This window comes from Agromyces sp. SYSU T00194 (assembly GCF_040496035.1).
Classification (GTDB): domain Bacteria; phylum Actinomycetota; class Actinomycetes; order Actinomycetales; family Microbacteriaceae; genus Agromyces; species Agromyces chitinivorans.
Window position 1 is genome coordinate 1,447,642 of sequence record NZ_JBEPJZ010000001.1, and the last position, 25,352, is coordinate 1,472,993.

The following is a 25,352-nucleotide window of genomic DNA, read 5'->3' on the forward strand; positions in this document are numbered from 1 at the left end:
CGACTGCGGGGCGAGCGGATGCCTCGCGGCGGCGCCCGCCCGGCTCGCGCCGAACACGCCGGCCCGGCTCGCGCGTGCCGGCGCCCGACTCGCGCCCATCACGCCGGCCCCAGCAGCGCCACCGGGTAGGTCGCCAGCAGCTCGCCCATCGGCACCACGCCGCCCTCGAACCGGCGCCCGGTGAACACGTCGACCGTCGGGCCGGAGTGCCGCAGCAGCACGGTGCCCGCCCACGGGTCGTCGCCGCGCGCGGCGAGCCCGACCGGCAGGCGGGTCGCCACCGCCAGCGCTCCGCCGCGGTCGAACGCGATCGCGTGCGCGGCGGCGGGCCCGGTCACGGCCATCGGCGTGTACCGCGTGAACAGCTCCGGCCGGTCGCGCCGCAGCCGCAGCGCCCGCGAGGTCACGAGCAGCTTCGCCGCGCCGGTCTCGTCGACGGGCGGCAGCGCGCCCGCGTCGATCTCGGCGAGCAGGCGCCGGCGCTCGCCGAAGTCGACCGGTCGCCGGTTGTCCGGATCGACGAGGCTCGTCTCCCACAGCTCGCTGCCCTGGTACACGTCGGGCACGCCGGGCCCGGCGAGCTGCACGAGCTTCGCCGACAGCGAGTTCGACCACCCCGGCGCCGAGAGCTCCGCCACGAGACCCTCGACGATCGCGCGCGCCCGGTCGTCGTCGAAGGCGGCGTCGACGGCACGGTGCATCCGCTCCTCGAAGGCCTCGTCGGGCGCGGTCCAGGTGGTCGAGACGGATGCCTCGCGCGACGCCTTCTCGGCGTAGGCGTGCAGTCGCTCGCGCGACGCCGGCCACGACCCGACGATCGCCTGCCAGAGCAGCGCGTCGAACGGCCCGTCGCCCGTCGGCGGGATCTCCCGCAGCTCGCCGAGCGCCGCCGCCCACCGCTCCGGCACCTCGGCGAGCACCGACAGGCGGGCGCGCACGTCCTCGCCGCGCTTGGTGTCATGCGTCGAGAGCGTCGTCATCGAGTGCGGCCACTCGGCCTGCCGCCTGGCGAACCGCTCGTGCAGCGTGGGTACGTCGATCGCGAACTCCGACGGGTCGGCGCCCACCTCGGTGAGCGTGCCGAGCCTGGTCGCCCGGTAGAACGCCGTGTCCTCGACGCCCTTGGCCATGACCATGCCGCTCGTCTGCTGGAACCGCAGGGCGGCCGGATGCCCCGGGTCGCCCAGCACCGCCGCGACGGCGTCGATCGTGGCGGCCAGCTCGGGCCGGCGTTCGCGCGCCTCGGCGACCGCGCGCTCCAAGTGCTCGCGCCCGTACGGCAGGTACGACCGGTACACGGGGAAGCACGCCAGCACCTCCGCGACCGCGTCCGCCACCTCCTCCGCCGAGGTCGCGCCGATCGCACGCACCGCCACGACCGCGTCCGCAGTCTCGGCCGTCGCCGTCGCCGTCGCCGTCGCCGTCGTCGTCGCCGCCGTCGCCGCCGCACGCACCGCTTCCTCGTCGCTGGTGCGCAACCCGTGGTCATCCGCCCCGGTCGCCGCCGTTTCCGCACCCGCGCCGGATTCGCGATCGCCGCCCATCTCGTCGCTGGTGCGCAACCCATGGTCATCGGCGCCGGTTGCCACGGTGTGCGCACCAGCGGTGGCGGGCGACGGGGAGACGTCGGCAGCGGCGCGCAGCTCGCGCGTCAGGCGCAGCACCTCGGAGCGGAGGATGCCGTCGGCGATCGCGCGCTTCGTGCCGTGGATGAGGTCGGGCCAGGCCGGCCCCGGCACGCCGCCGCGCAGCTCGGTGTCGAGCGCGTCGAGCGCCGCCTCGCCGGCCGGGTCGACGAACACGCGGTCGAGGTCGTCGAGCGCGTCGTAGCCGCTCGTGCCGTCGGCTTCCCAGTGCGGCGGCAGCGGCTCGTCGCCCTCGAGGATCTTCTCGACCAGCACGTACGCGTGCCCGGTCGCCGCGGCGAGCCGGTCGAGGTACCCGCCGGGGTCGCGCAGCCCGTCGGGGTGGTCGACCCGCAGCCCGTCGGCGAGACCCTCGCGCAGCCAGCGCACGATCTCGGCGTGCGACTCGTCGAACACCCACGGCACCTCGACCCGGATCGCCGCCAGCGTGTTCACCGCGAAGAACCGCCGGTAGTTCAGGTCGACGTCGGCGCGCCGCCAGTCGATCAGCTCGTAGTGCTGCCGGTCGTGCACGGCCACCGGATCGTCGCCCGCGGCGGCGGTGCCGGATGCCACGGGGAACCGGTGGTCCCAGTAGTGCAGCTCCAACCGTGGCGCGCCCGACGGGTCGCTCCGCCCGGACGCCCCGTCGGCGGTGGTCGGCACCGTGGCATCCGCCCCGGCCACATCGACCACCTCGACCAGCCGCAGCGCGGCGTGGTCGTCGGTGCCGGCCGCGCCGGTGGCATCCGCCCCGGCCCCGTCGACCACCTCGACCAGCCGCAGCGACGCGAGGTCGTCGGCCGACCCGAGCACGGGCAGCCGCAGCCGGCCGCCGCCGAAGTCCCAGTCGATGTCGAACGCCTCGGCGAAGCGCGAGGCGCGACCGTGCTCCAGCACGTCCCACCACCACCGCATCGCCGCCGGTGTCGCGACGCCGACGTGGTTGGGCACCGTGTCGACGAGCACCCCCAGCCCCTGCGCCCGGGCCGCTGCCGCGGCACGCGCCAGCCCCGACGCGCCGCCGCGGGCCGGGTCGACGCGCGCGTGGTCGACCACGTCGTAGCCGTGGTCGCTGCCGGCCTCCGACTCCAGCAGCGGCGACAGGTACAGCCAGTCCGCGCCGAGCGCGCGCACGTAGTCGGCGACCTCGGCGACCCGGTCGAGGTCGAAGCCCGTCCGCACCTGCAGGCGGTAGGTGGAGACCGGTCGGCGCATCAGTCCTCCGCGGACCCGCCCGGCGCATCGGCCACGGCATCGGCGCCCGCCGCCGCATCGGCCTCGGGCCCCTCGTCGGCCGGCGACGGGAACGGCTTCGTCGGCGTGCGCCGCTCGGTGGAGGCATCGGTCACGTCGATCGCCGCCGAGGCGGGCATCGGCCGCGCCGCCTTCGCCGCGGCGCGCGCCTCGGCCGCGGTCGCGGCCTCGGCGACGGCCTCCGCCTCGGCGGCCTCCTCGCGCTCCGTCGCGGCCTCGACCGCGGCCCGGCGCGCCGCCGCATCGGCCTCGGCGACGGCCGCCTCGGCCGCCGCCTCGCGCGCGGCCTGCCCGGCGTCGGCCTCCTCGGTCTCGATGTCGCCGCGCCTGCCGGCGAGCACCGCGTCGTAGGCGGCACTCGCCTGCACCGGGATCGTGCCGGTCTGGGCGCTCCGCACCGCGAGCGACGCGGCGACCGAGTGATCGGGCTCGGTCTCCTCGACCGCGTGGGCGCGCATGACGAGCAGCGACTTGCCGACGAGCGTCAGCCGCTGGCCGGCGCGCTTGGGCGGGGCATCCGCCGACATTCCCGACGTGTCGAGGATGATGTCCCACTGCCGCCTCGTGCGCGAGGGGATCGTGAACTTCGCCGGCTCGGGGTCGGCGTTGAAGAAGAGCAGGAAGTCGACGTCGGTGATCGGCTCGCCGCGCGCGTCGCGCTCCTTGATGCCGTCGCCGTTCAGGAACGCGCCGACGGTGCGTGCGAGCGGGCGGTCCCAGTCGGCGGGCTGCATGCGGGTGCCGTCGCGGCGCAGCCACACGATGTCGGGCAGCTCGGCGCCCTCCTCGCTCGCGACCGGGCGCCCGTCGAAGAACTTGCGCCGACGGAACGTCGGGTGGTCCTTCCGCAGGCGGGCGACCGCCGCGGTGAACTCGATGAGCGGCTCGTCGGCGGTCGACCAGTCGACCCAGCTCAGCTCGTTGTCCTGCGCGTAGACGTTGTTGTTGCCCTGCTGGGTGCGCCCCAGCTCGTCGCCGTGCAGCAGCATCGGCACGCCCTGCGAGAGCAGCAGCGTGGCGAGGAAGTTGCGCTGCTGGCGGGCGCGCAGCGTGAGCACCTCGGGGTCGGTGGTCTCGCCCTCGACGCCGGAGTTCCAGGAGCGGTTGTGCGACTCCCCGTCGTTGCCGCCTTCACCGTTCGCGTCGTTGTGCTTCTCGTTGTACGAGACGAGGTCGCGCAGCGTGAAGCCGTCGTGGGCGGTCACGAAGTTGATCGAGGCGAACGGCAGGCGCCCGCTGTTCTCGTACAGGTCGGCCGACCCCGTGATGCGCCCCGCGAACTCGCCGAGGCTCGACGGCTCGCCCCGCCAGAAGTCGCGCACCTCGTCGCGGTACTTCCCGTTCCACTCGGTCCACTGCGGCGGGAAGTTGCCGACCTGGTAGCCGCCGGGACCGACGTCCCACGGCTCGGCGATGAGCTTCACCTGCGACACGACCGGGTCCTGCTGCACCAGGTCGAAGAAGCTCGACAGGCGGTCGACGTCGTAGAACTCGCGGGCGAGGGTCGCCGCCAGGTCGAAGCGGAAGCCGTCGACGTGCATCTCGAGCACCCAGTACCGCAGGCTGTCCATGATGAGCTGCAGGGCGTGCGGATGCCGCACGTTCAGCGAGTTCCCGGTGCCGGTGTAGTCGGTGTAGTACCGCTTGTCGGCGTCTTCGAGCCTGTAGTACGCGGCGTTGTCGATGCCGCGGAACCCGATGGTGGGCCCGAGGTGGTTGCCCTCGGCGGTGTGGTTGTAGACCACGTCGATGATGACCTCGATGCCCGCGTCGTGCAGCGCGCGCACCATCGACTTGAACTCCTGCGCCTGCTGCCCCAGCTCGCCGGTGGAGGAGTACTCGTTGTGCGGCGCGAGGAACCCGATCGTGTTGTAGCCCCAGTAGTTGCGCAGGCCCTTCTCGATCAGCGTCGAGTCCTGCACGAACTGGTGCACGGGCATGAGCTCGATCGCGGTGACGCCGAGGCGCTGGAGGTGCTCGATCACCGCGGGGTGCGCGACGCCCGAGTAGGTGCCGCGCTGCTCCTCGGGGATGTCGGGGTGCAACTGCGTGAGGCCCTTCACGTGGGCCTCGTAGATCACGGTCTCGTTGTACGGCGTGTTCGGCGGCCGGTCGCCGGCCCAGTCGAAGAACGGGTTGATGACGACCGAGTGCATGACGTGGGGGGCCGAGTCGTCGTCGTTGCGCGAGTCGGGGTCGCCGAAGTCGTAGGAGAAGAGCGCCTGGTCCCAGTCGAACGCACCGGCCATGGCCTTCGCGTAGGGGTCGAGCAGCACCTTGTTCGGGTTGGCACGCAGCCCGCGCTTCGGGTCGTACGTGCCGTGCACGCGGTAGCCGTAGCGCTGCCCGGGCTGCACGTGCGGCAGGTAGGCGTGCCAGACGAACGCGTCGACCTCCTGCAGCTCGACGCGGGTCTCGGTGCCGTCAGCGTCGAAGAGGCAGAGCTCGACGCGCTCCGCGGCCTCGCTGAACAGGGCGAAGTTGGTGCCGCTGCCGTCGAATGTCGCGCCGAGCGGATATGCGGTTCCGGGCCACGCCTGCATGCAGTCCCCTTCCGAAGCAATGCGTCATCATCGCACCCCCGTGTTACGGGGATGTGCAGCGCGTCGGTGTCAGCCGAGCGCCGCGTCGACGATGCGCTTCGCCTCCGCCTGCACCTGGGCGAGGTGCTCGGGGCCGCGGAACGACTCGGCGTAGATCTTGTAGACGTCCTCGGTGCCGCTGGGGCGCGCCGCGAACCAGGCGTCCGCGCTGGTGACCTTCACGCCACCGATCGCGGCGTCGTTGCCCGGCGCCTTCGAGAGCTTCGCGGTGATCGGCTGCCCGGCGAGCTCGGTCGCCGTGATGGAGTCGCCGTCGAGCTTGCCGAGGGCGGCCTTCTGCGCGGGGCTGGCCGGCGCATCGACGCGCTGGTACGCGGGGTCGCCGTAGCGCGCGACGAGCTCGGCGTACAGCTCGGACGGGCTCTTCCCGGTCACCGCGCGGATCTCCGACGCGAGCAGGCAGAGCAGGATGCCGTCCTTGTCGGTCGTCCAGACCGTGCCGTCCTTCCGCAGGAACGAGGCGCCGGCGCTCTCCTCGCCGCCGAACGCGACCGACCCGTCGATGAGGCCCGGCACGAACCACTTGAACCCGACCGGCACCTCCCACAGGCGACGGCCGAGGGCGGATGCCACGCGGTCGATCATGGAGCTCGACACGAGCGTCTTGCCGATGGCGGCGTCGTCGCGCCAGTCGGGGCGGTGTGCGTAGAGGTACTCGATCGCGACCGCGAGGTAGTGGTTGGGGTTCATGAGCCCCGCGTCGGGGGTGACGATGCCGTGCCGGTCGGCGTCGGCGTCGTTGCCGGTGACGATGTCGTACTCCGACGCGTGCGCGAGCACCGACGCCATGGCCGACGGGCTGGACGGGTCCATGCGGATCTTGCCGTCCCAGTCGAGCGTCATGAACGACCAGGTGGCGTCGACCACGGGGTTCACGACGGTGAGGTCGAGCCCGTACCGCTCCGCGATGGCCTCCCAGTAGTGCACGGATGCCCCGCCGAGCGGGTCCGCCCCGATGCGGATGCCGGACTCGCGGATGGCGTCGACGTCGATGATCGACGCGAGGTCGTCGACGTAGTTGCCGCGGAAGTCGTAGGTCTCCACCGCGCTCGCCTCGCGCATGTTCACGTCCCGCAGTCCATCGGCGATGATCGCGTTGGCGCGGTCGGCGATCCACGTCGTGGCATCCGAGTCGGCCGGGCCGCCGTGCGGCGGGTTGTACTTGAAGCCGCCGTCGGCCGGCGGGTTGTGGCTCGGGGTGATGACGATGCCGTCGGCCTCGCCCTCGGCGCGGCGCTCGGGGTCGTTGTTCCACTTCAGGATCGCGTGCGACAGGGCCGGCGTCGGCACGTAGTCGCCGAACTCGTCGACGAGCACGCGCACGTCGTTCGCGACGAGCACCTCGAGGGCGCTGGTCTGGGCGGGGGCGCTGAGCGCGTGCGTGTCGGCGCCGATGAACAACGGACCGGTGGTGCCCTGCGCGGCGCGGTACTCGACGATCGCCTGCGTGATCGCGAGGATGTGGTGCTCGTTGAACGCCGTCTTCAGGCTCGACCCACGATGCCCGGAGGTGCCGAACGCGACCCGCTGCTCGGGCACCGAGACATCGGGCTGCAGCTCGTGGTACGCGTGGATGAGGGCATCGACGTCGATGAGGTCGGATGCCAGGGCCGGGGTTCCCGCTCGCTCGTGCATGTGCTCATCCTTCCACCGGGGCGGGCGGGCGTCACGCCCTTGCGACCCATCCGTCCCGCCCGTACCCTCGGCCGTCGCGCAGCCCGGAGGCTCACCCGAGCAGGCCGTGGAGGAGCGTCGCGACCGTGAAGATCGCCAGCCCCGCCAGCGCCCCGACGACGGTGCCGTTGATGCGGATGAACTGGAGGTCGCGCCCCACCTGCAGTTCGAGCTTCTCGCTCGTCTCGCGCGGGTCCCAGCGCTCGACGGTCTCGGTGATGACCGCGGCCATCTCGTGCCGGTACGTGCGCACGACGTACGCGGCGGCATCCGTGGCCCAGCCGTCGACCTTCGCCTGCAGCGTCGCGTCGTCGGCGAGGCGCGCGCCGACCTCGCGCACGGCGGAGCGGAGGCCCTCGCGGAGCTCGCTCGTGGGGTCGGCCAGCGCGGCGTCGAGCGACTCGCGCACCGACGCCCACGCCTCCGCAGCGAACTCGCGCACCCGCGGACTCTCGAGCAGGTCGCGCTTCAGCTCCTCGACGCGGCCGATCATGGCCGGATCGTGCTGGAACCGGTCGGCCAGCTCCGCGAGGGCCCGGTCGACGGCCCCGCGGAACGGGTGGTCGCGGTCGTCGCGGATCGCCCGCAGCAGGCCGAGCGCCTCGCGCTGCGCGCGGTCGTCCACCAGGCGGTCGACGAACCCGGGCAGCCAGCGCGGCAGGCGGTCGGAGACGGTCGAGCCGAAGGCGTCGGGGTGGGCCTCGAGCCACGCGGTCGCGTGCTCGATCAGGGCGTCGACCGCGTGCCGCTGCTGGTCGGCCGCGACCAGGCGTGCGCCGACGCGGCCGATGGCGGGCGCCCACTCGGGCCCGAACAGGTGCCGCCGGGCGAGCTGCTCGATGACGTCCTCGACGTCGTCGTCGGCGAGCAGCGTCAGCACGCCGCGGGCGACGACGGCCGCCTCGTCGGCGACGCGGCCCGCGTTCGCGGGCTCCCGCAGCCACTCGCCGAGCCGGCGGGCGAGGTCGATCGAGCGCACCTTCCCGAGCACGACCTCGTCGGAGAGGAACTCGAGCTCGACGAAGTCGCCGAGGGTGCGGCCGATCTCGTCCTTCCGTCGCGGGATGATCGCCGTGTGCGGAATCCGCAGCCCGAGCGGATGCCGGAACAGCGCCGTCACCGCGAACCAGTCGGCCACCGCGCCCACCATCGCCCCCTCGGCCGCGGCGCGCACGTAGCCCAGCCACGGCACCTCGTCCTGCAGCGCGAACGCGAACGCGAACACCACGGCCGCGAGCACCAGCAGGCTCGTGGCGAGCCGCTGCATGCGCCGGAGCGCGGCCCGCCGCTCGGCATCGGTGGGCGGCCTCCTCGCGGCATCCGCCCGTGCACCGTCGACGGCGACCATCGGCGCCTCCCTCCCGCCGGGCCGCTCGCGCGGGCCCGGCCGTCACCCGTCACGCTAGCCCGGGCTCGGTGCTTCGCCACCCGCGAACGCGCCAGCGACCGCACCGGCTCGGGCACCGCCGCTGGCTAGGCTGACCTGCATGACGGATGCCGCTGCCGACGCCCCCGACGCCTACTCGTACCTCGGGCCGGCCGGCACCTTCACCGAGGCGGCGCTGAAGCAGGTGTCGGATGCCGCGGGCAAGCCCTGGCGCTCGGTCAACAACGTGGGCGAGGCGCTCGCCGACGTCACCGAGGGCCGCGCGGTCGCGGCGATGATCGCGATCGAGAACTCGATCGAGGGCGGCGTCTCGGCGACGCAGGACGCGCTGGCCACCGTGCCGGGCCTGCGCATCGTCGGCGAGTACCTCGTGCCGGTGAACTTCGTGCTCGTCGCGCGCCCGGGCACGGCGCTCGCCGACGTGCGCACCGTGAACGCCCACCCCGTCGCGTACGCACAGTGCCACGGCTGGCTCGAGCGCGAGCTGCCGGGCCACGCGCACGTGCCGAGTTCGAGCAACGTGCAGGCGGCGGCATCCCTCTTCGACAACGACGTGGCCGACGCGGCGGTCGCGCCGCCCGGCATCGACGCGCACCACCCGGTGGAGGTGCTCGCGACGGGCATCGGCGACAACCCGAACGCGGTGACCCGGTTCGTGCTCGTCAGCCGCTCGCGCGCCATCCCGCCGCGCACCGGCGCCGACAAGACGAGCCTCATCGTCGAGCTGCCCGACGACGAGCCCGGCTCGCTGCTGGCCATGCTCGAGCAGTTCTCCACGCGTGGCGTCAACATGAGCCTGCTCGAGTCGCGGCCCATCGGCGACGCGCTGGGCCGGTACCGCTTCGTGGTCGACCTCGACGGGCACATCGAGGACGAGCGCGTGGCCGACGCACTGCTGGGCCTGCGCCGCTTCAGCCCGAACGTGATCTTCCTCGGCTCGTACCCGCGCGCCGACAAGCAGCCCAACGAGTACCACTCGAAGTACGAGGACGCGGTGTACGTGGAGGCACGCGACTGGTTGCGGGGCCTCCTGAGCGGCGAGCCCGAGGCGTAGGCGCCGACGGATCGTCGGCGACGCGCGCTAGTCGAGCTGCGACGGGTCGACGCGGATGATCACCGCAGCGGCATCCGTGGTCGCCGAGATCTTCAGCACCTTGCCGAACTCGTCGCCGTCGACCTCGAGCTCCCGCGCCTCGTCATCGAGCTCGAGGCTGAAGGCGCGGCCGCGCAGGTAGGCGATGTCGGAGCGCCCGCCGTCCTCGCCCGACGCGTCGCGCATGCGGATCACCTGGCGGCCGACGGCCGTGCGGCGCAGCACCCGGTTCTCCCAGGTGACCCGTCGCCAGACCTGCAGCCAGCCGAGGAACCCCTTCGGCTGGAGCACGGCGACGTCGAGCCGTCCGTCGTCGACCGAGGCATCCGGGATCAGCTCGACGTTGCCGGGCAGGTCGCCGAGGTTCGCGACCAGTACCGAGCTGACGCGCGCGCGGTGGATGCGGGCGCGGTCGAGCCGGTAGTACACGCGGAACGGCGAGGACTGCGGAATCGCGCGGAGCCCGCCCTCGACGTACGCGAGCCACCCGACGCGCTTCTTCAGGTCGTCGTTGGTCTTGGCGATCATCTCGGCGTCGATGCCGATGCCGGCCATGACGAGCGACGCGAACGACTCGACCTCGCCGTCGGGGCGGGTCACCTCGAGCATGATGACGTCGATCGCCTTCGGCACGCCGTGCAGCGCGGTGCGCACGGCCGCCTTCGCGTCGTTCACGGGGATGCCGAGCGTGCGGGCGAGCAGGTTGCCCGTGCCGAGCGGCACGGCGGCCATCTCGACGCCCGTGCCGCGCAGGCCCTCGGCGACCGCGCGGACCGTGCCGTCGCCGCCTGCGGCGATCACGAGGTCGACGCCCTTCGCGACGGCGTCCTCGGCCATGCCCTTGCCGGGGTCGTCGGCCTCGGTCTCGATCCAGACCGGCTCGGCCCAGCCGGCCTCCTCGATGGCGGCTGCCACGTCGCGGCGCAGCCCGTCGACGCCCTTCTTCGTGGGGTTGTAGATCACCGCCGCGCGTCGCGCACCGTTCGACGCCGCGTCCGACCCACCACCCATGCCTCAACGCTACGGCATGCCGCACCGGACATGCGCCCGCCGTGCCCCGCGCGACGGGGCGCGTCGCGGGCCGCCGTTAGACTGGCTCGCGTGATCGACCCCGTGCTGCTCCGCGAGAGTCCCGACGTCGTCAAGCGCTCGCAGGAGGCGCGCGGCGAGTCCGGCGACCTCGTCGACGCCGCCCTCGAGGCGGATGCGGCTCGCCGTGCCGCGATCAGCGCGTTCGAGTCGCTCCGCGCCGAGCAGAACGCGTTCGGCAAGACGGTGGCGAAGGCGCCCAAGGAGGACAAGCCCGCCCTGGTCGCCCAGGCGCAGGAGCTGGCGGCCCGCGTGAAGGCCGCGAACGCCGAGTCCGGCGCCGCCGAGGAGCGGTTCGCCGCCGCGATCGGCGCGATCGGCAACGTCGTGATCGACGGCGTGCCCGCCGGCGGCGAGGACGACTTCGTGCTGCTGCGCGAGGTGGGGGAGCGCCCCACCTTCGACTTCGAGCCGCGCGACCACCTCGAGCTCGGTGAGCTGCTCGACGCGATCGACATGGCCCGCGGCGCGAAGGTCTCGGGCGCGCGCTTCCACTTCCTCAAGGGCGTCGGCGCCCGCCTCGAGCTCGGCATCATGAACATGGGCCTCGCCCGCGCGATCGACGCGGGCTTCACGCCGCTGATCACCCCCACGCTCGTGCGCCCCGAGATCATGCAGGGCACCGGGTTCCTCGGCGCCCACGCCGAGGAGGTCTACCACCTCCCCGCCGACGACCTCTACCTCACGGGCACGAGCGAGGTCGCGCTCGCCGGGTACCACTCCGACGAGATCATCGACCTCGCAGGCGGCCCGCTCCGCTACGCGGGCTGGTCGACCTGCTACCGCCGCGAGGCGGGCTCGCACGGCAAGGACACCCGGGGCATCATCCGCGTGCACCAGTTCGACAAGCTCGAGATGTTCTCCTACGTCGACCCGGCCGACGCCGAGGCCGAACACGAGCGCCTGCTCGCCTGGCAGGAGGGCATGCTGCAGGACCTCGGCCTCAGCTACCGCGTCATCGACGTCGCCGCGGGCGACCTCGGCTCGAGCGCCGCGCGCAAGTTCGACGTCGAGGCGTGGGTGCCCACGCAGGGCGCCTACCGCGAGCTCACGTCGACCTCGAACTGCACCACGTACCAGGCCCGGCGGCTCGACATCCGCCACCGCACGGAGAGCGGGAAGACGGCGCCGGTCGCCACGCTGAACGGCACGCTTGCGACCACCCGCTGGATCGTCGCCATCCTCGAGACCCACCAGCAGGCCGACGGCTCCGTCGTCGTGCCCGAGGCGCTCCGGCCGTACGTCGGCGGCCTCGAGGTGCTGACCCCGGTGGGGCGGTAGGCGAGCGGATGCAGCAGGACGACCACGTGCAGCACGCCGACGCGACCGCCGGCGCCCCGGTGGCGGGTGTCGTCGCCCCGGCGCATCCGTCGCCCTGGTTCGTCGCGCTCGACGTCGACGGCACGATCCTGCACGAGGACGAGACGCTCGACCTGAAGGTGACCGAGGCCGTGCTGCGGGCCCGCGACGACGGCCACGTCGTCACCCTCGCGACCGGGCGCTCGTGGGAGACCACGCGACCCATCCTCGAGCGCCTCGGCATCGCGCCCGAGTACGTGGTCTGCGCGAACGGCGCGCTCATCATGCGCCGTGACGATGGCCCCGAGGGGGAGCGCGACGGCGGCTGGCGACGCGAGCACATCGAGACGTTCGACCCGGCCGACGTGCTGCGGCGCATCCGCGAGTACCTCCCGCAGGGCAGCTTCATGGTCGAGGACCCGACCGGCTTCCGCCTCTACACCGCGGGCATGGACGACTGGAACCTCGACAACGCACGCGAGGTCGACTTCGACGACCTGCTGCACACGCCCGCGACGCGCGTCGTCGTGATCTCACCGGGGCACGACCTCGACGAGTTCCTCGCGATCGTCGAGCAGATGGGACTGCACCAGGTGAGCTACGCCATCGGCTGGACGGCCTGGCTCGACATCGCGCCCGAGGGCGTGAACAAGGCGACCGCCCTCGAGCGCGTGCGGCAGTGGATCGGCGTGCCGAGCGACCGGTTGCTCGCCGTGGGCGACGGGCGCAACGACATCGAGATGTTCGAGTGGGCGGGCGCCGCGGGCCGTGCCGTGGCCATGGGCCAGGCCCCCGACGAGGTCAAGGCGGCGGCCACCGAGGTCACCGACGACATCGACCACGACGGGGTCGTCGCCGCGCTCGACGCGCTGCCCTGAGCGCTCGGCGAGGTTCCCCCGGCGCGACGGCGGCGCTCCCGGTGCACATGCCGTTCGAGGCATCCGACCGCCCTTCCCCCACAGCACCCGTTCAGCGCTCTCCCAGAGCGTGCTGACAGGCTCGCAACCTGCGTTCGAGTAGAATCGGGCCGTTCGGGAGCGACGATGCCGCCGAGTGCGGCCGCGTCAGCGTGCCCGGCCGGGAGGGCTGTCCGAGCGGCCGATGGAGCTGGTCTTGAAAACCAGTGGGCAGCAATGCCTCGTGGGTTCGAATCCCACGCCCTCCGCCACGAGCAACGCGAACCGAGACAGGAGACCAGGAAGGAGTCGGGTGAACGAGGAGACCCACCCCAGCTCGCGCCGAGCTGCGAAGCACCCCACCGTCGCCCGCCACGGCCGCCTGAAGAAGTCGACCGCGTGGCGCACGGTGCTGAAGTTCACCGCGTCCGCGGCCGCCGTGCTCATGGTCTCGGGCGTCTCCGTCGCGGCCTACGCCGCCTGGGACCTCGCCGACACCGTGCAGCCGTCGGTGACCCTCGGCAACGAGGAGGTGCTCGAGGGCGTGCCCGACGTGGGCGCGATCGACGGCGGCGTGAACTTCCTGCTCGTCGGCAGCGACAGTCGCCAGGGCCAGGGCAACGGGTTCGGCGACCCGACCCTCGAGACCGCCGTGCTGAACGACGTCACGATGCTTCTCCACATCGCCGAGGACCACACGCACGCCTCGGTCATCAGCTTCCCCCGCGACATGCTCGTCGACCTCGTCGGGTGCACGAACCCCGAGACCGGTGAGGACCTCTGGGACCAGTACAACGTCAAGATCAACACCGCGCTCGCCTACGGCGGCATGGCCTGCGTCGTGAGCACGGTCGAGAACCTCACCGGCGTGACCATCCCGTTCGCGGGCGTCGTGCAGTTCCTCGGCGTCGCCGGGCTCTCCGAGGCCGTCGGCGGCGTGGAGGTCTGCGTCGCCGAGGCGATCGAGGACAACTACACGGGCATCTTCCTCGAGCCCGGCCTGCACACGCTGGAGGGCATCGAGGCGCTCCAGTTCCTCCGCACCCGTCACGGCGTCGGCGACGGCAGCGACCTCGGCCGCATCTCGAACCAGCAGGTCTTCCTCTCCGCGCTCGCGCGCACCCTCCAGAGCGACGGCACCTTCAACGACCCGGTCAAGCTGTTCAAGATCGCCAAGGCGGCGCTCGCCAACATGCAGCTCTCCGACAGCCTCACCGACCCCGTGCGCATGGTCTCCATCGCGAAGGCGATGAAGGACATCGACTTGGCGCAGCTCGCGTTCATCCAGTACCCGACGGGCTACACGGCCGACGGCGGTGCAGTCGTGCCGACCTCGTCGGCCGACATCGTGAACCTCGCGCTGCAGGAGGACCGGCCGGTCTCGTTCGACGAGAACCAGAACGAGGCGAGCTTCGCGTCGGCGAAGGACGACGCCGAGGAGACCGCGTCGCCTTCGCCGAGCGCCGAGGCCACCGAGGAGCCGGCCGAGACGTCGGCGCCCGAGGAGACGGCGGATGCCGGTGGCGACACCGCGACCGCGTCGCCCGAGCCGACCGCCGAGGCGCTGCCGAGCGACGTCTACGGCCAGACGGCGGCCGACACGCGCTGCTCCGCGGGCCGCACGCTCGCCGACCAGTAGCATCCGCCCGCCCTCGTCCGGGGTGCCGGTGGCCTCGAATCGTCGCCCGGGGGCATGTGCGGTTATGATGTCAGGCGTGCGTCGCGCGAGCGGCGCACGAGGAGACGTCGCATAGTCCGGTCGAGTGCACCACCCTGCTAAGGTGGAGTCCCCGTATGGGGACCGCGGGTTCAAATCCCGCCGTCTCCGCGCAACTCGAAGCCCCTCCTCGGAGGGGCTTCGCGCATGTGCGGGGGAGGATGGACGCATGCGGAAGCGGCGTAGCGGAGACGTGGGTGGCCGGTCCGCCGCCGTGATCCTGCTCGCCGTGGGGCTGGTGAGCGGATGCTCCGCCGAACCGGCGACCGCACCCGACGGCGGCTCCACGCCCGTGCCAGGTCCGGCCGTCGGTCGGCCGACGGACGTCGTCACGGGCCTGGCCGCGCCCTGGTCGGTCGCGTTCCTCGCCGACGGGACACCGCTCGTCAGCGAGCGCGACTCGGGCCGCATCCTCGAACTCGATGCCGAGGGGGCCGCGCGCGAGGTCGGCGTCGTCGCCGGCATCCGCTCGTCCGGCGAGGCGGGCCTGCTCGGGCTCGCGGTCGACAGGGCCGGTCGCCTCTACGCGTACTCGACCGGGCCGTCGGGCAACCGCATCCAGCGGTACCTGCTCGCAGGTGCTCCGGGCGCGCTGTCCTTGGGCGCACCCGAGACGATCCTCGACGGCATCCCCGCTGCGGGATTCCATGACGGCGGACGCATCGCATTCGGCCCCGACGGCATGCTCTACGCGACCACCGGCGACGCGGGTGATCGCCCCGCCGCCCAGGACCTCGGCTCGCTGGCGGGCAAGATCCTGCGGATGACCCCGGACGGCGCGGTGCCCGACGACAACCCGTTCGACGGCTCGCTCGTCTACAGCCTCGGGCACCGCAACGTGCAGGGCCTCGCGTGGGCCGAGGACGGCACGATGTTCGCGTCGGAGTTCGGGCAGGACACGTGGGACGAGCTGAACGTGATCGTGCCGGGCGGGAACTACGGCTGGCCCGAGGTCGAGGGCGCGGGCGGCGGCGACGGGTTCATCGACCCCGTGCAGCAGTGGAACCCCGACGACGCGAGCCCGAGCGGCATCGCTCGCGTGGGCGACATGCTGTACGTCGCCAACCTGCGCGGGCAGGTGCTGCGGGCCGTTCCCGTCCCCACCCCCTCGGCCCGCACAGACCTCCTGGCCGGGGAGTACGGTCGCCTCCGCGACGCCGTGGCGGCGCCCGACGGGTCGCTGTGGGTGCTGACCAACAACACCGACGGTCGCGGTTCCCCGCGCGAGGGCGACGACCGCATCCTGCGCATCGACGTCGGGCCCTGACCCGATCGGCACCGGCCCGGCCGCCGGATCCGCCGTGCTCAGCCGTCCGTGCCCGCGCTGCCTGCCCGACCGGCTGCTCGCGCGCGCGTCGGGCTGAGGCGCCGAGCGGCGGTCACGGCTCCACGGTGCGCGTCACGATCTCGCGCACCGCGGCGGCCGCGTCGCCGGGGCGCCCGGCGGCGACCGCACGTGCGGCGGCCGCGTGCAGGGCGACGTCGTGGGGGTCGGGGTGCGCCACGTGACCGGCACGGTCCTCGAGCGCCTCGTCGACGACCGCGCCGAGCCGCTGGAACATGCGGTTGCCCGACAGGCGCAGCAGCGCGCGGTGGAAGGCGAGGTCGACGTCGAGGAACTCGGCCGGGTGCTCCGCCACGGCGAGGCGGTCCGCCAGGTGCAGGAGCGCGGATGCCTCGGGGCCGGCCGCGCGCCGAGCTGCAGCTTCCGCCGCCGAGGGCTCGACCGAGAGCCGCACGGCGACCAGTTCCGACCGCTGCGCCGCTCGCCCTGCGGCGCCGGACGCGAGCCGCCAGCGGATGACCCGCGCATCCAGCACGTTCCAACGCGGAGACGGCAGCACCCGCAGCCCGACCCGCTGCCGGGCCTCGAGCAGATCGAGCGAGACCAGCACCCGCACGGCCTCGCGCACGATGCTGCGCGACACGTCGTGCTCGGCCACGAGGGTCTCTACGGTCAGCACCGACCCGGCCGCCAGTCGCCCGTCGACGATGCGTCGGCCGGTGTCGTCGAGCACCCGGTCGAAGGCGGTCACCGTGTCCTGCTCATGCGGCCGCCGCGTTCGGGCTGATCACGAGCTCGTCGATGCGCACGTGCGCGGGGGAGTCGAGCACGAACATGACGGCGCGGGCGATGTCGCCGGGCGTGAGCATGCGGGTGCGCGCGTCGGCGTCGGGCACGATCGGGCGCTGGTCGAGGAAGTCGGTCGCGACGTCGCCCGGGCAGAGGTGGCACGCCTGCACGCCGTGCTCGGCCTCCTCCGAGTTGAGCGTGCGGCAGAGCGATCCGACGGCGGTCTTGCTCGCGCTGTACGCGACGCCGGCGAGCGGCGCGTGCTGCCAGCCGGCGACGGACGAGATCGCGACGATCCGGCCCCTGCTGCTGCGCAGCGACGGCAGGGCGGCGTCGACGACGGATGCGACGCCGGTGAGGTTCGTCGCGACGACGGACTCGAACTCGGCGATCGACTGGTCGCCCCAGGCGCGCTGCGGCACGTTGCGTCCGGCCGACAGGACGAGCCCGTCGATGCGACCGAAGCGTTCGAGCACGGCGTCGCGTGCGGCGCCGACGCCCGCGGCGTCGGTCACGTCGAGCGGCAGCGCGACCGCCGCCGCCCCCGTGGCCGAGAGCGCCGCTGCGGCCGTCTCGAGCTCGTCGATGCGCCGCCCGCTGATCGCCACCGACCACCCGGCCGCCGCCGCGCGCTCCGCCGTCGCGCGGCCCATGCCGCTGCCGCCGCCCGTGATCCAGAGCACCTTCGCCGAGTCCATGGCTCAATAGTATGCTTTTTATGACGTGGCCGCAGCCCGCAGCCCGCCGTTCGAGGAGGAACCGCATGCACCTGGACCTGACCGACCGCGTCGTCCTGGTCACCGGGGGAGGTCGCGGCATCGGCCGCGTGATCGCCGAGACGTTCGCGGGCGAGGGGGCACGGGTCGTCGTCGTCGACCTCGCGAAGGTGCCCGGCGAGCCCGCGTTCGACTCCATCGCCGCCGACATCACCGACACCGCCCAGGTCCGCTCCGCCGTCGCGGAGGTCGTGCGCCGCCACGGTCGCATCGACGTGCTCGTGAACAACGCCGGCATCAACGTCGAGGGCCGTGTGGAGGAGCTCGACGACGACGCCTGGCAGCGCTGCATGGACGTGAACGTCGGCGGCACGTTCCGCATGTCCCGCGAGGTGGCGCCGGTCATGCGGGCGCAGGGCAGTGGTCGCATCCTGAACGCCGCGTCCTTCGCGGCGATCATCCCGAGCGTCGGCAGCGCCGCGTACGCGGCCTCGAAGGCAGCCGTCGTGCAGTTCACCCGGGTGCTCGCCAGCGAGCTCGGGCCGTGGAACGTGACGGTGAACGCGTACGCCCCCGGCATGATCCCGACCGCGATGAACGGGTTCGCCGCCCTCGACGGCGACGCTCGCGAGCGCACGCTCGACCAGCTCTCGATCCGCCGCTGGGGCGAGCCGGAGGACATCGCGCGCCTGCTCGTCTTCCTCGCGAGCGACGAGGCCGGCTACATCACGGGCACGCTGGTCGACACGAGCGGCGGCAAGTTCGCGACCCAGTCGCCCGGTCGCGCGTACGATGCGGCAGCGGGGGGCTCGCACGACGCGCACGCACCACGGAAGGACTGACCTCATGGATCTCGGACTCGCGGGGCGCGTCGCGCTCATCTCCGGCGGCAGCGGCTACGTCGGGCGCGCGGTCGCCGCGGCGCTCCGCGACGAGGGAGCGGTGGTCGTGCTCGCCGGTCGCGACGAGGACCGCCTCGAGCGCGCGGTCGGCGACCTCGACGCCGGCACCGACCGGGTCAGCGCCGTCACCATGGACACCCGCGACGAGGCATCCGTCGCCGCCGCCATCGCCGTCGTCGTCGGCGAGCACGGCCGCCTCGACATCCTCGTGAACACCGCCGCGCCGCCCGCCGGCACGCTCGACCCCGCGCGCGACCACGACGCCGCGCAGGTGCTCGACGCGATCGACGGCAAGGCGATGGGGTACCTGCGCACGACGGATGCCGCGCTGCCGCACCTGCGCGCCGCCGGCTGGGGGCGCGTCGTGCAGGTGAGCGGCCAGAACGCGCAGTTCACGGCATCCGTCACCTCGAGCGCACGCAACGCGGTGGTCTCGGTCGCGTCGAAGTCGATCGCCGACGAGCTCGTCGGCACCGGGGTCACCGTGAACGTCATCGACCCGGGGGCGATCACGGACACGCCGTCGAGTGAGGTGCGTCCGGCGCGAGCGGGCGAGTCGACCCCGCAGCAGGTCGCGGCCGCGGTCGTGTTCCTCGCGTCGGAGCAGGCGGCGGCGATCTCCGGGGTCTCGCTCGCGGTGGGGCACCGGGCGCTGGGCGTGCAGTAGGTCGCAGGACCCACTCGCCTCCGGCAGGCGCAGTACGCTCAGAGCCATGGAACCCCGGGGGGAGTTCGATGCGGCCGGTGAGGCCGCCGAGGCGGTCGAGCCCGCCGGGCCCATCGCGCCGGTGCGACCAGCGCCCGGACGGCTCGCCGTCGCGGCGCCGTACCTCCGCCTCGCCGCGTGGTTCCAGTTCGCATGGCTCGCCTGCGCGCTCGCCGCCTCGTGGGCGGGTGCGCCCGTCCACCTCGGCCTCATCGCGCTGCTCATCCCGGTGCTCTGGGTGCCCGCGGCGCTCGCCGCGTTCGCGGACTTCCCGCTGCCGACCGCGGTGCAGGTGCATTACGGGGTGTTCCTGACCGCCGCGCCCGTGCTCGGCAGCGCCCTCCTCGTCTACGGGCTCGTCCCGGGCTGGGACAAGCTCACGCACCTCGACTCGGGCGTGCTGCTCGCGTGGCTCGGCCTGTTCGCCGTGGCGCGCGCCGAAGCGCAGATGGATGCGGCCGCGCCGCGCTGGGTCGTGTACGCGGCGGCGATCGTGACGCCGCTCGCATTCGCCGCGACCTGGGAGATCGGCGAGTTCCTGACCGACGCGCTGCTCGGCACGCAGTCGCAGCTCGGGCTGTCGGACACCGTTGAGGACATGCTCGCTGCGGGCATCGGCGCGCTGCTCGGCATCCTGCTCGTGCTGCTCACGAAATGGCCCCGCAGCGTCCTGCCGCGCACCCTCGCCGCCGAGGCGCGCCGCGGGTCCGCCCGGCGACGCGCCCGCGCCCGCCTGCTGCGTCGCTGACGCGCGCGCCGCCTGCCCCGGCCCCTCCCGCCGCCCCGCCGCCCCGCCGCGGCGGAGCGCGCGGTCAGCCCGCCGCGCCCGCGGGGTCGCCGAGCACCGTCTCGAACGCGATCTCGGCCGCGCCGATGGCGAGGATGTCGACGCCGAGCGCCGGCCGGTCGAGGCGCACGGCGTCCGCAGACGCGGCGAGCGCGGTCCGCGCGAGTGCCCCGCGCAGTTCGTCGGCCGCCGCGTCCAGCAGCACGCCGAGGAACCCGCCGAGCAGCACCAGGCTCGGGTCGAAGAGGTTGACGGCGTTGCCGAGCGCGGTGCCGAGCGCCTCGGCCTGGGCGCGCAGTTCGCCCGCGAGTGCCGTCGAGGGGCCGGCGGCCACCGCCGCCTCGAGGCGAGCCAGCGGGGTGTGGCGCGAGTCGTCGTCGCGCGAGGCGTGGGCCCCGAGGTGCGCGAGCAGCGCGTCCCGGCGCACGAGCGCCTCCAGCGTGCCGGCGAGCCCGGCCGAGTCGCGGGCCGGCGCGTCGCCGATGCGCATGTGCCCCAGCTCGCCCGCGTAGCCGATCGCGCCGCCGAGCGGGCGCCCGCCCGAGACCACGCCGGCGCCGATGCCGCTCGCACCGCCGTTCACGTACACGAGGTCGTCGACCCCGCGACCGGCGCCGAACACGCGCTCGGCCTGCGCCCCGAGGCGGGCGTCGTTGGCGGCCGACGCGGGCAGCCCGGTCGCAGCGCCGAGCATCTCGGCGAGCGGTGCGTCGCGCCAGCCGAGGTGCGGGGCGTGCCGCACGAGTCCGTCGTCCCGGCGCACCAGCCCGGGCACGGCAGCGCCGATCGCCGTCACCCGCGTGCCCGCGAACCCCCGGCCCCAGTCGTCCAGCTGCAACCGCACCACCGCTGCGACGTCCTCCGGGGTCGGCAGGGCGATCGGATGCCGCGCGCGGCCGAGCACCGCGCCACCGAGCCCGACCAGCGCGAGCTCGACGGCGTCGATCTCGGGGTTCACGGCGAGCGCGGCCACGTCCTCGCGCGGCACGACCGTGGGGGAGGGGCGGCCCACGCGGGCGGTGGCGGCGGGCTCGCGTTCGGTCACGAGCCCGAGCTCGACGAGCTCGCCCACCAGGGCGGCGACCGTCGAGCGGTTGAGGCCGGTGTCGCGCGTGAGCTGCGAGCGCGGCAGGCCGCCGCCGTGGTGCACCAGCCGCAGCACGGTCGCGAGGTTGTGCCGACGCACCGCCTCGAGGTTGTTGCCGCGCACCGTCATCCCGCCATTCTGGCCGCCGCCGATCCGGCGCCCTTGCACCACGACCCTATCCAGGTTATGTTGTGCACGCCAACAAACTCACCGATGACGCTGGAAGGCGGCACCACCATGGCCCTCGCGCCCACCCGCGACGACAAGTTCTCCTTCGGCCTCTGGACGATCGGCTACAACGGCACCGATCCGTTCGGCGGGCCCACGAGGCATCCGCTCGATGTCGTGCACGCCGTCGAGCAGCTCTCCGAGCTCGGCGCCTACGGCCTGACCTTCCACGACGACGACCTGTTCGCGTTCGGCTCGACCGACGCCGAGCGCCAGACCCGGATCGACCGGCTGAAGGGTGCGCTGGCCGACACCGGCATCGTGGTGCCGATGGTGACCACGAACCTCTTCAGCGCGCCGGTGTTCAAGGACGGCGGCTTCACTTCGAACGACCGGCAGGTGCGCCGGTTCGCGCTGCGCAAGGTGCTGCGCAACCTCGACCTCGCCGCCGAGCTCGGCGCGAAGACCTTCGTGATGTGGGGCGGCCGCGAGGGCGCCGAGTACGACTCCGCGAAGGACATCCGCCAGGCCCTCGAGCGGTACCGCGAGGCCGTGAACCTCCTCGGCGACTACGTGACCGATCGGGGCTACGACATCCGCTTCGCGATCGAGCCGAAGCCGAACGAGCCGCGCGGCGACATCCTGCTGCCGACGCTCGGGCACGCGATCGCGTTCATCGACTCGCTCGAGCGGCCCGAGCTCGTGGGCCTGAACCCCGAGGTCGGGCACGAGCAGATGGCGGGCCTGAACTTCACCGCCGGCATCGCCCAGGCGCTCTACCACGGCAAGCTCTTCCACATCGACCTGAACGGCCAGCGCGGCATCAAGTACGACCAGGACCTCGTCTTCGGCCACGGCGACCTGCACAACGCGTTCTCGCTCGTCGACCTCCTGGAGCACGGCGGCCCCGGCGGCGTGCCGGCCTACGACGGCCCGCGGCACTTCGACTACAAGCCGAGCCGCACCGAGGACGAGACCGGCGTCTGGGACTCGGCCGCTGCGAACATGCGAACCTACCTGCTGCTGAAGGAGCGCGCCGCGGCCTTCCGCGCCGACCCCGAGGTGCAGGAGGCCCTCGCGGCCGCGAAGGTGCCCGAGCTCGCGCAGCCCACCCTCGGCGAGGGTGAGGGCTACGACGACCTGCTCGCCGACCGCTCGGCGTTCGAGGACTTCGACCCGAGCGCCTACCTCGGCGGCAGGGGCTTCGGGTTCGTGCGGCTGCAGCAGCTCGCGACCGAGCACCTGCTCGGCGCGCGCTGAGGTGCGCGGGCGGGAGGAGCAGGGCATGACGCTGGTCGCCGGGGTCGACTCGTCGACCCAGAGCTGCAAGGTCGTGGTGGCGGATGCCGCGACGGGTCGCATCGCGCGCACCGGTCGCGCGACGCATCCCGACGGCACCGAGGTCGACCCCGCTGCGTGGTGGGAGGCCCTGCAGGCGGCGATCGCCGACGCGGGCGGGCTCGACGACGTCGACGCGATCTCGATCGGCGGCCAGCAGCACGGCATGGTCGTGCTCGACGACGCCGGTCGGGTCATCCGCCCCGCCCTGCTCTGGAACGACACGCGCAGCGCGGGAGCCGCGACCGACCTGATCGCCGAGGTCGGCGCGGCGGAGTACGCCCGGCGCGCGGGCCTCGTGCCGGTGGCGTCGTTCACCGCCACCAAGCTGCGCTGGCTGCGCGACGCGGAGCCGGCGAACGCCGCCCGGGTCGCCGCGGTCGCCCTGCCCCACGACTGGCTCACCTGGCGGCTGCGCGGCTACGGGCCGGCCGGCGAGTCCGCGCTCGGGCCCGACCTGCACGCGCTCACGACCGACCGATCCGACGCCTCGGGCACCGGCTACTGGTCGCCCGCGACGGGCGAGTACGACCGCGACCTGCTCGTGCGCGCGCTCGGCCATGATGCGATCCTGCCCCGGGTCCTGGGGGCGGCGGATGCTTCGGGCCGCACGCCGTCCGGCGTGCTCGTGGGCCCCGGCTGCGGCGACAACGCGGGGGCCGCCCTCGGGCTCGGCGCCCGCGCCGGCGACGCGGTCGTCTCGCTCGGCACGAGCGGCACCGTCTTCGCGGTGACCTCCGTGCCCGTCACCGACCCGACGGGCACGATCGCCGGCTTCGCCGACGCGGGCGGTGCCTTCCTGCCGCTCATCGCCACGCTGAACGCCGCGCGCGTGCTCGACTCGACCGCCGCCCTGCTCGGCGTCGACCACGACGAGCTCGGGCGGCTGGCCCTCGCGTCCGAGCCCGGCGCCGGCGGGGTCGTGCTCGTGCCCTGGTTCGAGGGCGAGCGCACGCCCGACCTGCCGACGGCCCGCGCCAGCGTGCATGGGCTGTCGATCGCCTCGACGACCCGCGAGCATCTGGCCCGCGCCGCGGTCGAGGGCATGCTCTGCGGCCTCGGTGAGGGGCTCGATGCGATCCTCGCCGGCGGCGTGGAGGTGTCGCGCGTGCTGCTCGTCGGCGGCGCCGCCGCGAACCCCGCGGTGCGGGAGGTCGCGGCGACGGTGTTCGGCGTGCCCGTGGACGTTCCGGAACCCGGCGAGTACGTGGCGCTCGGCGCCGCCGTGCAGGCGGCCTGGGCGCTCACGGGCGAGCGGCCCGACTGGACCACCCCGGTCGCGGCATCCGCCGCCGCGGCCGGGGTTCCCGCAGTGCGCGAGCGCTACCGCGAGGTCGCCGCCGGCGCTGCGGCGCTCGTGCGCCCCTGACCCGCGCTCAGCCCTCCACGGCGGGCTCGGTCGGGGCGGGCTCCTCGAGCGGTGCCGGCCGCACCGGCCACATGACCGCCGTGTAGAGCGCCGCGCCGATGATCGCGCCGATGACCCAGGCGAACCCGCTCAGCACCGCGAGTGCGGGCAGCCAGACCGTGAGCACCGAGAACACCGCCGCGACGGCGAACGCGATGAGCGCGCGGGCGTTCCAGCCCTTCTGGTAGTGGTACCGCGCGACGGGGTTCATCGTGTAGAGGTCCTCGACCTTCAGCATGCGCCGCTGGATCAGGTAGTAGTCGGCGACGAGGATGCCGTAGAGCGGCGCGAGCACGGCGCCGAGCGTGTCGACGAAGGTCGGCAGGCCGATGTTCGAGATGACCGCGACCCAGAGGGCGCCGACCACGAACCCGATGATCGCCGTGAGGTAGCCGCCCGACGTGAAGCTGATGCGCTGCGGCGCCAGGTTCGACAGGTCGTACGCCGGCGGGATGAAGTTCGCCACGAGGTTGATGCCGATGGTGGCGAGCAGGAACGTGATCGCCGCGACGATCGAGAGGAACACGTTGCCGACGACCCCGACGATGTCGGCCGGGTTCGTGAGCGGCTCGCCCTGGCCGTCCTGCAGCACGATGTAGGCGCCGGCGGTGATGAACAGGCTGAGGAAGGTGAAGAACGTCAGGCTCACCGGCAGCCCGGTGAAGTTGCCGAGCCGCATGCTCTTCTCGCTCTTGGAGAACCGCGCGAAGTCGCCGAAGTTGATGATGACCGCCGAGAAGTAGGCGATCATCGTGCCGATCACGCTGAAGAACGCCGCGACCGCCGCCCAGCCCTCGACGCTGGAGTTGTTGAAGATCGACCCGACCGCGGGCAGCAGCGCGTCGCCGGCCTGCACCCAGATCGCCACGAGCAGCGCGAGCATGACCACGTAGACCGCCGGCCCGGCGAAGTTCAGGAACCGCTCGATCCACGTGATGCCGCGGATGAACAGGAGCACCTGGATGCCGGCGACGATCAGGTACGAGACCCAGTCGACGAGGTTCATGCCGAGGAAGGTGGCCCCGCCCGTCGCCTCGCCCGTCGCACCGATGATCGCGTTGATCGCGAGCGCCACCGCGGTCGACGCGAAGTAGGTCTGCGCGCCGTACCAGAAGATCGCCACGATGCCGCGTACCAGGGCCGGGAACTGCGCACCGCGCACGCCCATGCTCGCGCGGGCCATGACCGCGTACGGGATGCCGTACCTGACGCTCGGCTTGCCGGTCAGGTTCACGAGGAAGTTCACGAACAGGCCGGCCAGGATGATCGCCGCGAAGACGTACCAGCCGTTGATGCCGGCGGTGATGAAGAGGGATGCCGCGAGGGTGTAGCCCGCGAGGCTCTGGACGTCGTTGGTCCAGACGTTGAAGATCTCGAATGCGCCCCATCGCCGCTTGTCCTTCGCGAGCGGGGCGAGGTCCTCGTTGAACAGGCCGGGATCCGGTGCGGTGCCGGCATCGGTGTCGGTGTCGACGACGGTCTCGCTCATCTCGTGCTCCTTCGACGTGCGTTCCTGCAGGGTGGTC

The 25,352-nt window shown here is 73.3% G+C and carries 19 protein-coding genes and 2 tRNA genes; 12 read left to right on the plus strand and 9 right to left on the minus strand.

What is annotated here, in order from left to right; all coding sequences use genetic code 11:
* Positions 1-98: 98 nt before the first annotated feature.
* The 4 genes from ABZK10_RS06725 to ABZK10_RS06740 form a co-directional block, all read right to left on the minus strand.
* Positions 99-2,843 carry a malto-oligosyltrehalose synthase gene (locus ABZK10_RS06725; RefSeq protein WP_353808409.1) on the minus strand — a complete coding sequence of 915 codons (2,745 nt, stop codon included), beginning with the start codon at positions 2,841-2,843 and terminating at the stop codon, positions 99-101.
* Positions 2,843-5,425, minus strand: coding sequence for a glycogen debranching protein GlgX (glgX, locus tag ABZK10_RS06730; RefSeq protein WP_353808410.1), 2,583 nt, complete (start codon positions 5,423-5,425; stop codon positions 2,843-2,845). Before glgX ends, ABZK10_RS06725 begins: the two co-directional genes overlap by 1 nt.
* Before the next feature lie 69 nt (positions 5,426-5,494).
* Entirely contained in the window at positions 5,495-7,120 is a 1,626-nt protein-coding gene (gene pgm, locus ABZK10_RS06735; RefSeq protein WP_353808412.1) for a phosphoglucomutase (alpha-D-glucose-1,6-bisphosphate-dependent), read from the minus strand.
* Positions 7,121-7,211: 91 nt separating this feature from the next.
* Positions 7,212-8,507: a DUF445 domain-containing protein gene (locus tag ABZK10_RS06740; RefSeq protein WP_353808413.1), complete on the minus strand. Its 1,296-nt coding sequence runs from the start codon at positions 8,505-8,507 to the stop codon at positions 7,212-7,214.
* A gap of 139 nt (positions 8,508-8,646) precedes the next feature.
* Between ABZK10_RS06740 and pheA the strand changes: the two genes are divergently transcribed.
* Positions 8,647-9,600: a prephenate dehydratase gene (gene pheA / locus ABZK10_RS06745; RefSeq protein ID WP_353808414.1), complete on the plus strand. Its 954-nt coding sequence runs from the start codon at positions 8,647-8,649 to the stop codon at positions 9,598-9,600.
* A gap of 27 nt (positions 9,601-9,627) precedes the next feature.
* On the opposite strand, the gene ABZK10_RS06750 is transcribed toward pheA, so the two are convergent.
* The gene (locus ABZK10_RS06750) at positions 9,628-10,650 is read right to left on the minus strand and encodes a diacylglycerol/lipid kinase family protein (protein WP_353808415.1); all 1,023 of its coding nucleotides are present in this window, start codon (positions 10,648-10,650) and stop codon (positions 9,628-9,630) included.
* Between the two features lie 90 nt (positions 10,651-10,740).
* Between ABZK10_RS06750 and serS the strand changes: the two genes are divergently transcribed.
* The 6 genes from serS (at position 10,741) to ABZK10_RS06780 (ending at position 15,907) form a co-directional block, all read left to right on the plus strand.
* A complete protein-coding gene (serS, locus tag ABZK10_RS06755; protein WP_353808416.1) occupies positions 10,741-12,009 on the plus strand; it encodes a serine--tRNA ligase in 1,269 nt (422 codons plus the stop codon).
* A gap of 8 nt (positions 12,010-12,017) precedes the next feature.
* Entirely contained in the window at positions 12,018-12,905 is an 888-nt protein-coding gene (locus ABZK10_RS06760) for an HAD hydrolase family protein (protein WP_353808417.1), read from the plus strand.
* 202 nt (positions 12,906-13,107) lie between these two features.
* Positions 13,108-13,195: transfer RNA gene (locus tag ABZK10_RS06765), tRNA-Ser, on the plus strand.
* A 41-nt stretch (positions 13,196-13,236) separates the two neighbouring features.
* Positions 13,237-14,562: an LCP family glycopolymer transferase gene (locus tag ABZK10_RS06770; RefSeq protein WP_353808418.1), complete on the plus strand. Its 1,326-nt coding sequence runs from the start codon at positions 13,237-13,239 to the stop codon at positions 14,560-14,562.
* Between the two features lie 100 nt (positions 14,563-14,662).
* Positions 14,663-14,751: transfer RNA gene (locus ABZK10_RS06775), tRNA-Ser, on the plus strand.
* Positions 14,752-14,809: 58 nt separating this feature from the next.
* On the plus strand, positions 14,810-15,907 hold the full coding sequence (locus tag ABZK10_RS06780; RefSeq protein ID WP_353808419.1) for a PQQ-dependent sugar dehydrogenase: 1,098 nt from the start codon (positions 14,810-14,812) through the stop codon (positions 15,905-15,907).
* Between the two features lie 112 nt (positions 15,908-16,019).
* Here the strand turns inward: ABZK10_RS06780 and ABZK10_RS06785 are convergent, their stop codons facing one another.
* Positions 16,020-16,676, minus strand: coding sequence for a FadR/GntR family transcriptional regulator (locus tag ABZK10_RS06785; protein WP_353808420.1), 657 nt, complete (start codon positions 16,674-16,676; stop codon positions 16,020-16,022).
* A 10-nt stretch (positions 16,677-16,686) separates the two neighbouring features.
* On the minus strand, positions 16,687-17,412 hold the full coding sequence (locus ABZK10_RS06790) for an SDR family oxidoreductase (RefSeq protein ID WP_353808421.1): 726 nt from the start codon (positions 17,410-17,412) through the stop codon (positions 16,687-16,689).
* A gap of 65 nt (positions 17,413-17,477) precedes the next feature.
* Here ABZK10_RS06790 and ABZK10_RS06795 point away from each other — a divergent pair, with 65 nt between their 5' ends.
* Genes ABZK10_RS06795 through ABZK10_RS06805 form a run of 3 tightly spaced genes read left to right on the plus strand, consistent with a single transcriptional unit; the run spans position 17,478 to position 19,786 of the window.
* Positions 17,478-18,272, plus strand: a complete 795-nt coding sequence (locus ABZK10_RS06795) for an SDR family NAD(P)-dependent oxidoreductase (RefSeq protein WP_353808422.1) — start codon at positions 17,478-17,480, stop codon at positions 18,270-18,272.
* 4 nt (positions 18,273-18,276) lie between these two features.
* Positions 18,277-18,999, plus strand: a complete 723-nt coding sequence (locus ABZK10_RS06800) for an SDR family NAD(P)-dependent oxidoreductase (RefSeq protein ID WP_353808424.1) — start codon at positions 18,277-18,279, stop codon at positions 18,997-18,999.
* Between the two features lie 46 nt (positions 19,000-19,045).
* A complete protein-coding gene (locus ABZK10_RS06805) occupies positions 19,046-19,786 on the plus strand; it encodes a DUF2238 domain-containing protein (protein ID WP_353808425.1) in 741 nt (246 codons plus the stop codon).
* 64 nt (positions 19,787-19,850) lie between these two features.
* Here ABZK10_RS06805 and ABZK10_RS06810 read toward each other — a convergent pair whose 3' ends face one another.
* Positions 19,851-21,041: an ROK family protein gene (locus tag ABZK10_RS06810; protein ID WP_353808426.1), complete on the minus strand. Its 1,191-nt coding sequence runs from the start codon at positions 21,039-21,041 to the stop codon at positions 19,851-19,853.
* 108 nt (positions 21,042-21,149) lie between these two features.
* Here ABZK10_RS06810 and xylA point away from each other — a divergent pair, with 108 nt between their 5' ends.
* A complete protein-coding gene (gene xylA / locus ABZK10_RS06815; protein ID WP_353809624.1) occupies positions 21,150-22,340 on the plus strand; it encodes a xylose isomerase in 1,191 nt (396 codons plus the stop codon).
* Positions 22,341-22,365: 25 nt separating this feature from the next.
* Positions 22,366-23,787: a xylulokinase gene (gene xylB, locus ABZK10_RS06820; protein WP_353808427.1), complete on the plus strand. Its 1,422-nt coding sequence runs from the start codon at positions 22,366-22,368 to the stop codon at positions 23,785-23,787.
* Positions 23,788-23,794: 7 nt separating this feature from the next.
* On the opposite strand, the gene ABZK10_RS06825 is transcribed toward xylB, so the two are convergent.
* Positions 23,795-25,315: an NCS1 family nucleobase:cation symporter-1 gene (locus tag ABZK10_RS06825; protein ID WP_353808428.1), complete on the minus strand. Its 1,521-nt coding sequence runs from the start codon at positions 25,313-25,315 to the stop codon at positions 23,795-23,797.
* Positions 25,316-25,352 lie beyond the last annotated feature (37 nt).

Excerpts from the sequence above, each read along its gene's own strand:
- glgX (WP_353808410.1), bottom strand. The coding sequence starts at position 5,425 with ATGCAGGCGTGGCCCGGAACCGCATATCCGCTCGGCGCGACATTCGAC.
- pheA (WP_353808414.1), top strand. The coding sequence starts at position 8,647 with ATGACGGATGCCGCTGCCGACGCCCCCGACGCCTACTCGTACCTCGGG.
- ABZK10_RS06800 (WP_353808424.1), top strand. The coding sequence starts at position 18,277 with ATGGATCTCGGACTCGCGGGGCGCGTCGCGCTCATCTCCGGCGGCAGC.
- pgm (WP_353808412.1), bottom strand. The coding sequence starts at position 7,120 with ATGCACGAGCGAGCGGGAACCCCGGCCCTGGCATCCGACCTCATCGAC.
- ABZK10_RS06795 (WP_353808422.1), top strand. The coding sequence starts at position 17,478 with ATGCACCTGGACCTGACCGACCGCGTCGTCCTGGTCACCGGGGGAGGT.
- xylB (WP_353808427.1), top strand. The coding sequence starts at position 22,366 with ATGACGCTGGTCGCCGGGGTCGACTCGTCGACCCAGAGCTGCAAGGTC.
- ABZK10_RS06740 (WP_353808413.1), bottom strand. The coding sequence starts at position 8,507 with ATGGTCGCCGTCGACGGTGCACGGGCGGATGCCGCGAGGAGGCCGCCC.
- ABZK10_RS06805 (WP_353808425.1), top strand. The coding sequence starts at position 19,046 with ATGGAACCCCGGGGGGAGTTCGATGCGGCCGGTGAGGCCGCCGAGGCG.
- ABZK10_RS06810 (WP_353808426.1), bottom strand. The coding sequence starts at position 21,041 with ATGACGGTGCGCGGCAACAACCTCGAGGCGGTGCGTCGGCACAACCTC.
- ABZK10_RS06725 (WP_353808409.1), bottom strand. The coding sequence starts at position 2,843 with ATGCGCCGACCGGTCTCCACCTACCGCCTGCAGGTGCGGACGGGCTTC.
- ABZK10_RS06790 (WP_353808421.1), bottom strand. The coding sequence starts at position 17,412 with ATGGACTCGGCGAAGGTGCTCTGGATCACGGGCGGCGGCAGCGGCATG.
- ABZK10_RS06750 (WP_353808415.1), bottom strand. The coding sequence starts at position 10,650 with ATGGGTGGTGGGTCGGACGCGGCGTCGAACGGTGCGCGACGCGCGGCG.
- ABZK10_RS06760 (WP_353808417.1), top strand. The coding sequence starts at position 12,018 with ATGCAGCAGGACGACCACGTGCAGCACGCCGACGCGACCGCCGGCGCC.
- xylA (WP_353809624.1), top strand. The coding sequence starts at position 21,150 with ATGGCCCTCGCGCCCACCCGCGACGACAAGTTCTCCTTCGGCCTCTGG.
- ABZK10_RS06780 (WP_353808419.1), top strand. The coding sequence starts at position 14,810 with ATGCGGAAGCGGCGTAGCGGAGACGTGGGTGGCCGGTCCGCCGCCGTG.
- ABZK10_RS06825 (WP_353808428.1), bottom strand. The coding sequence starts at position 25,315 with ATGAGCGAGACCGTCGTCGACACCGACACCGATGCCGGCACCGCACCG.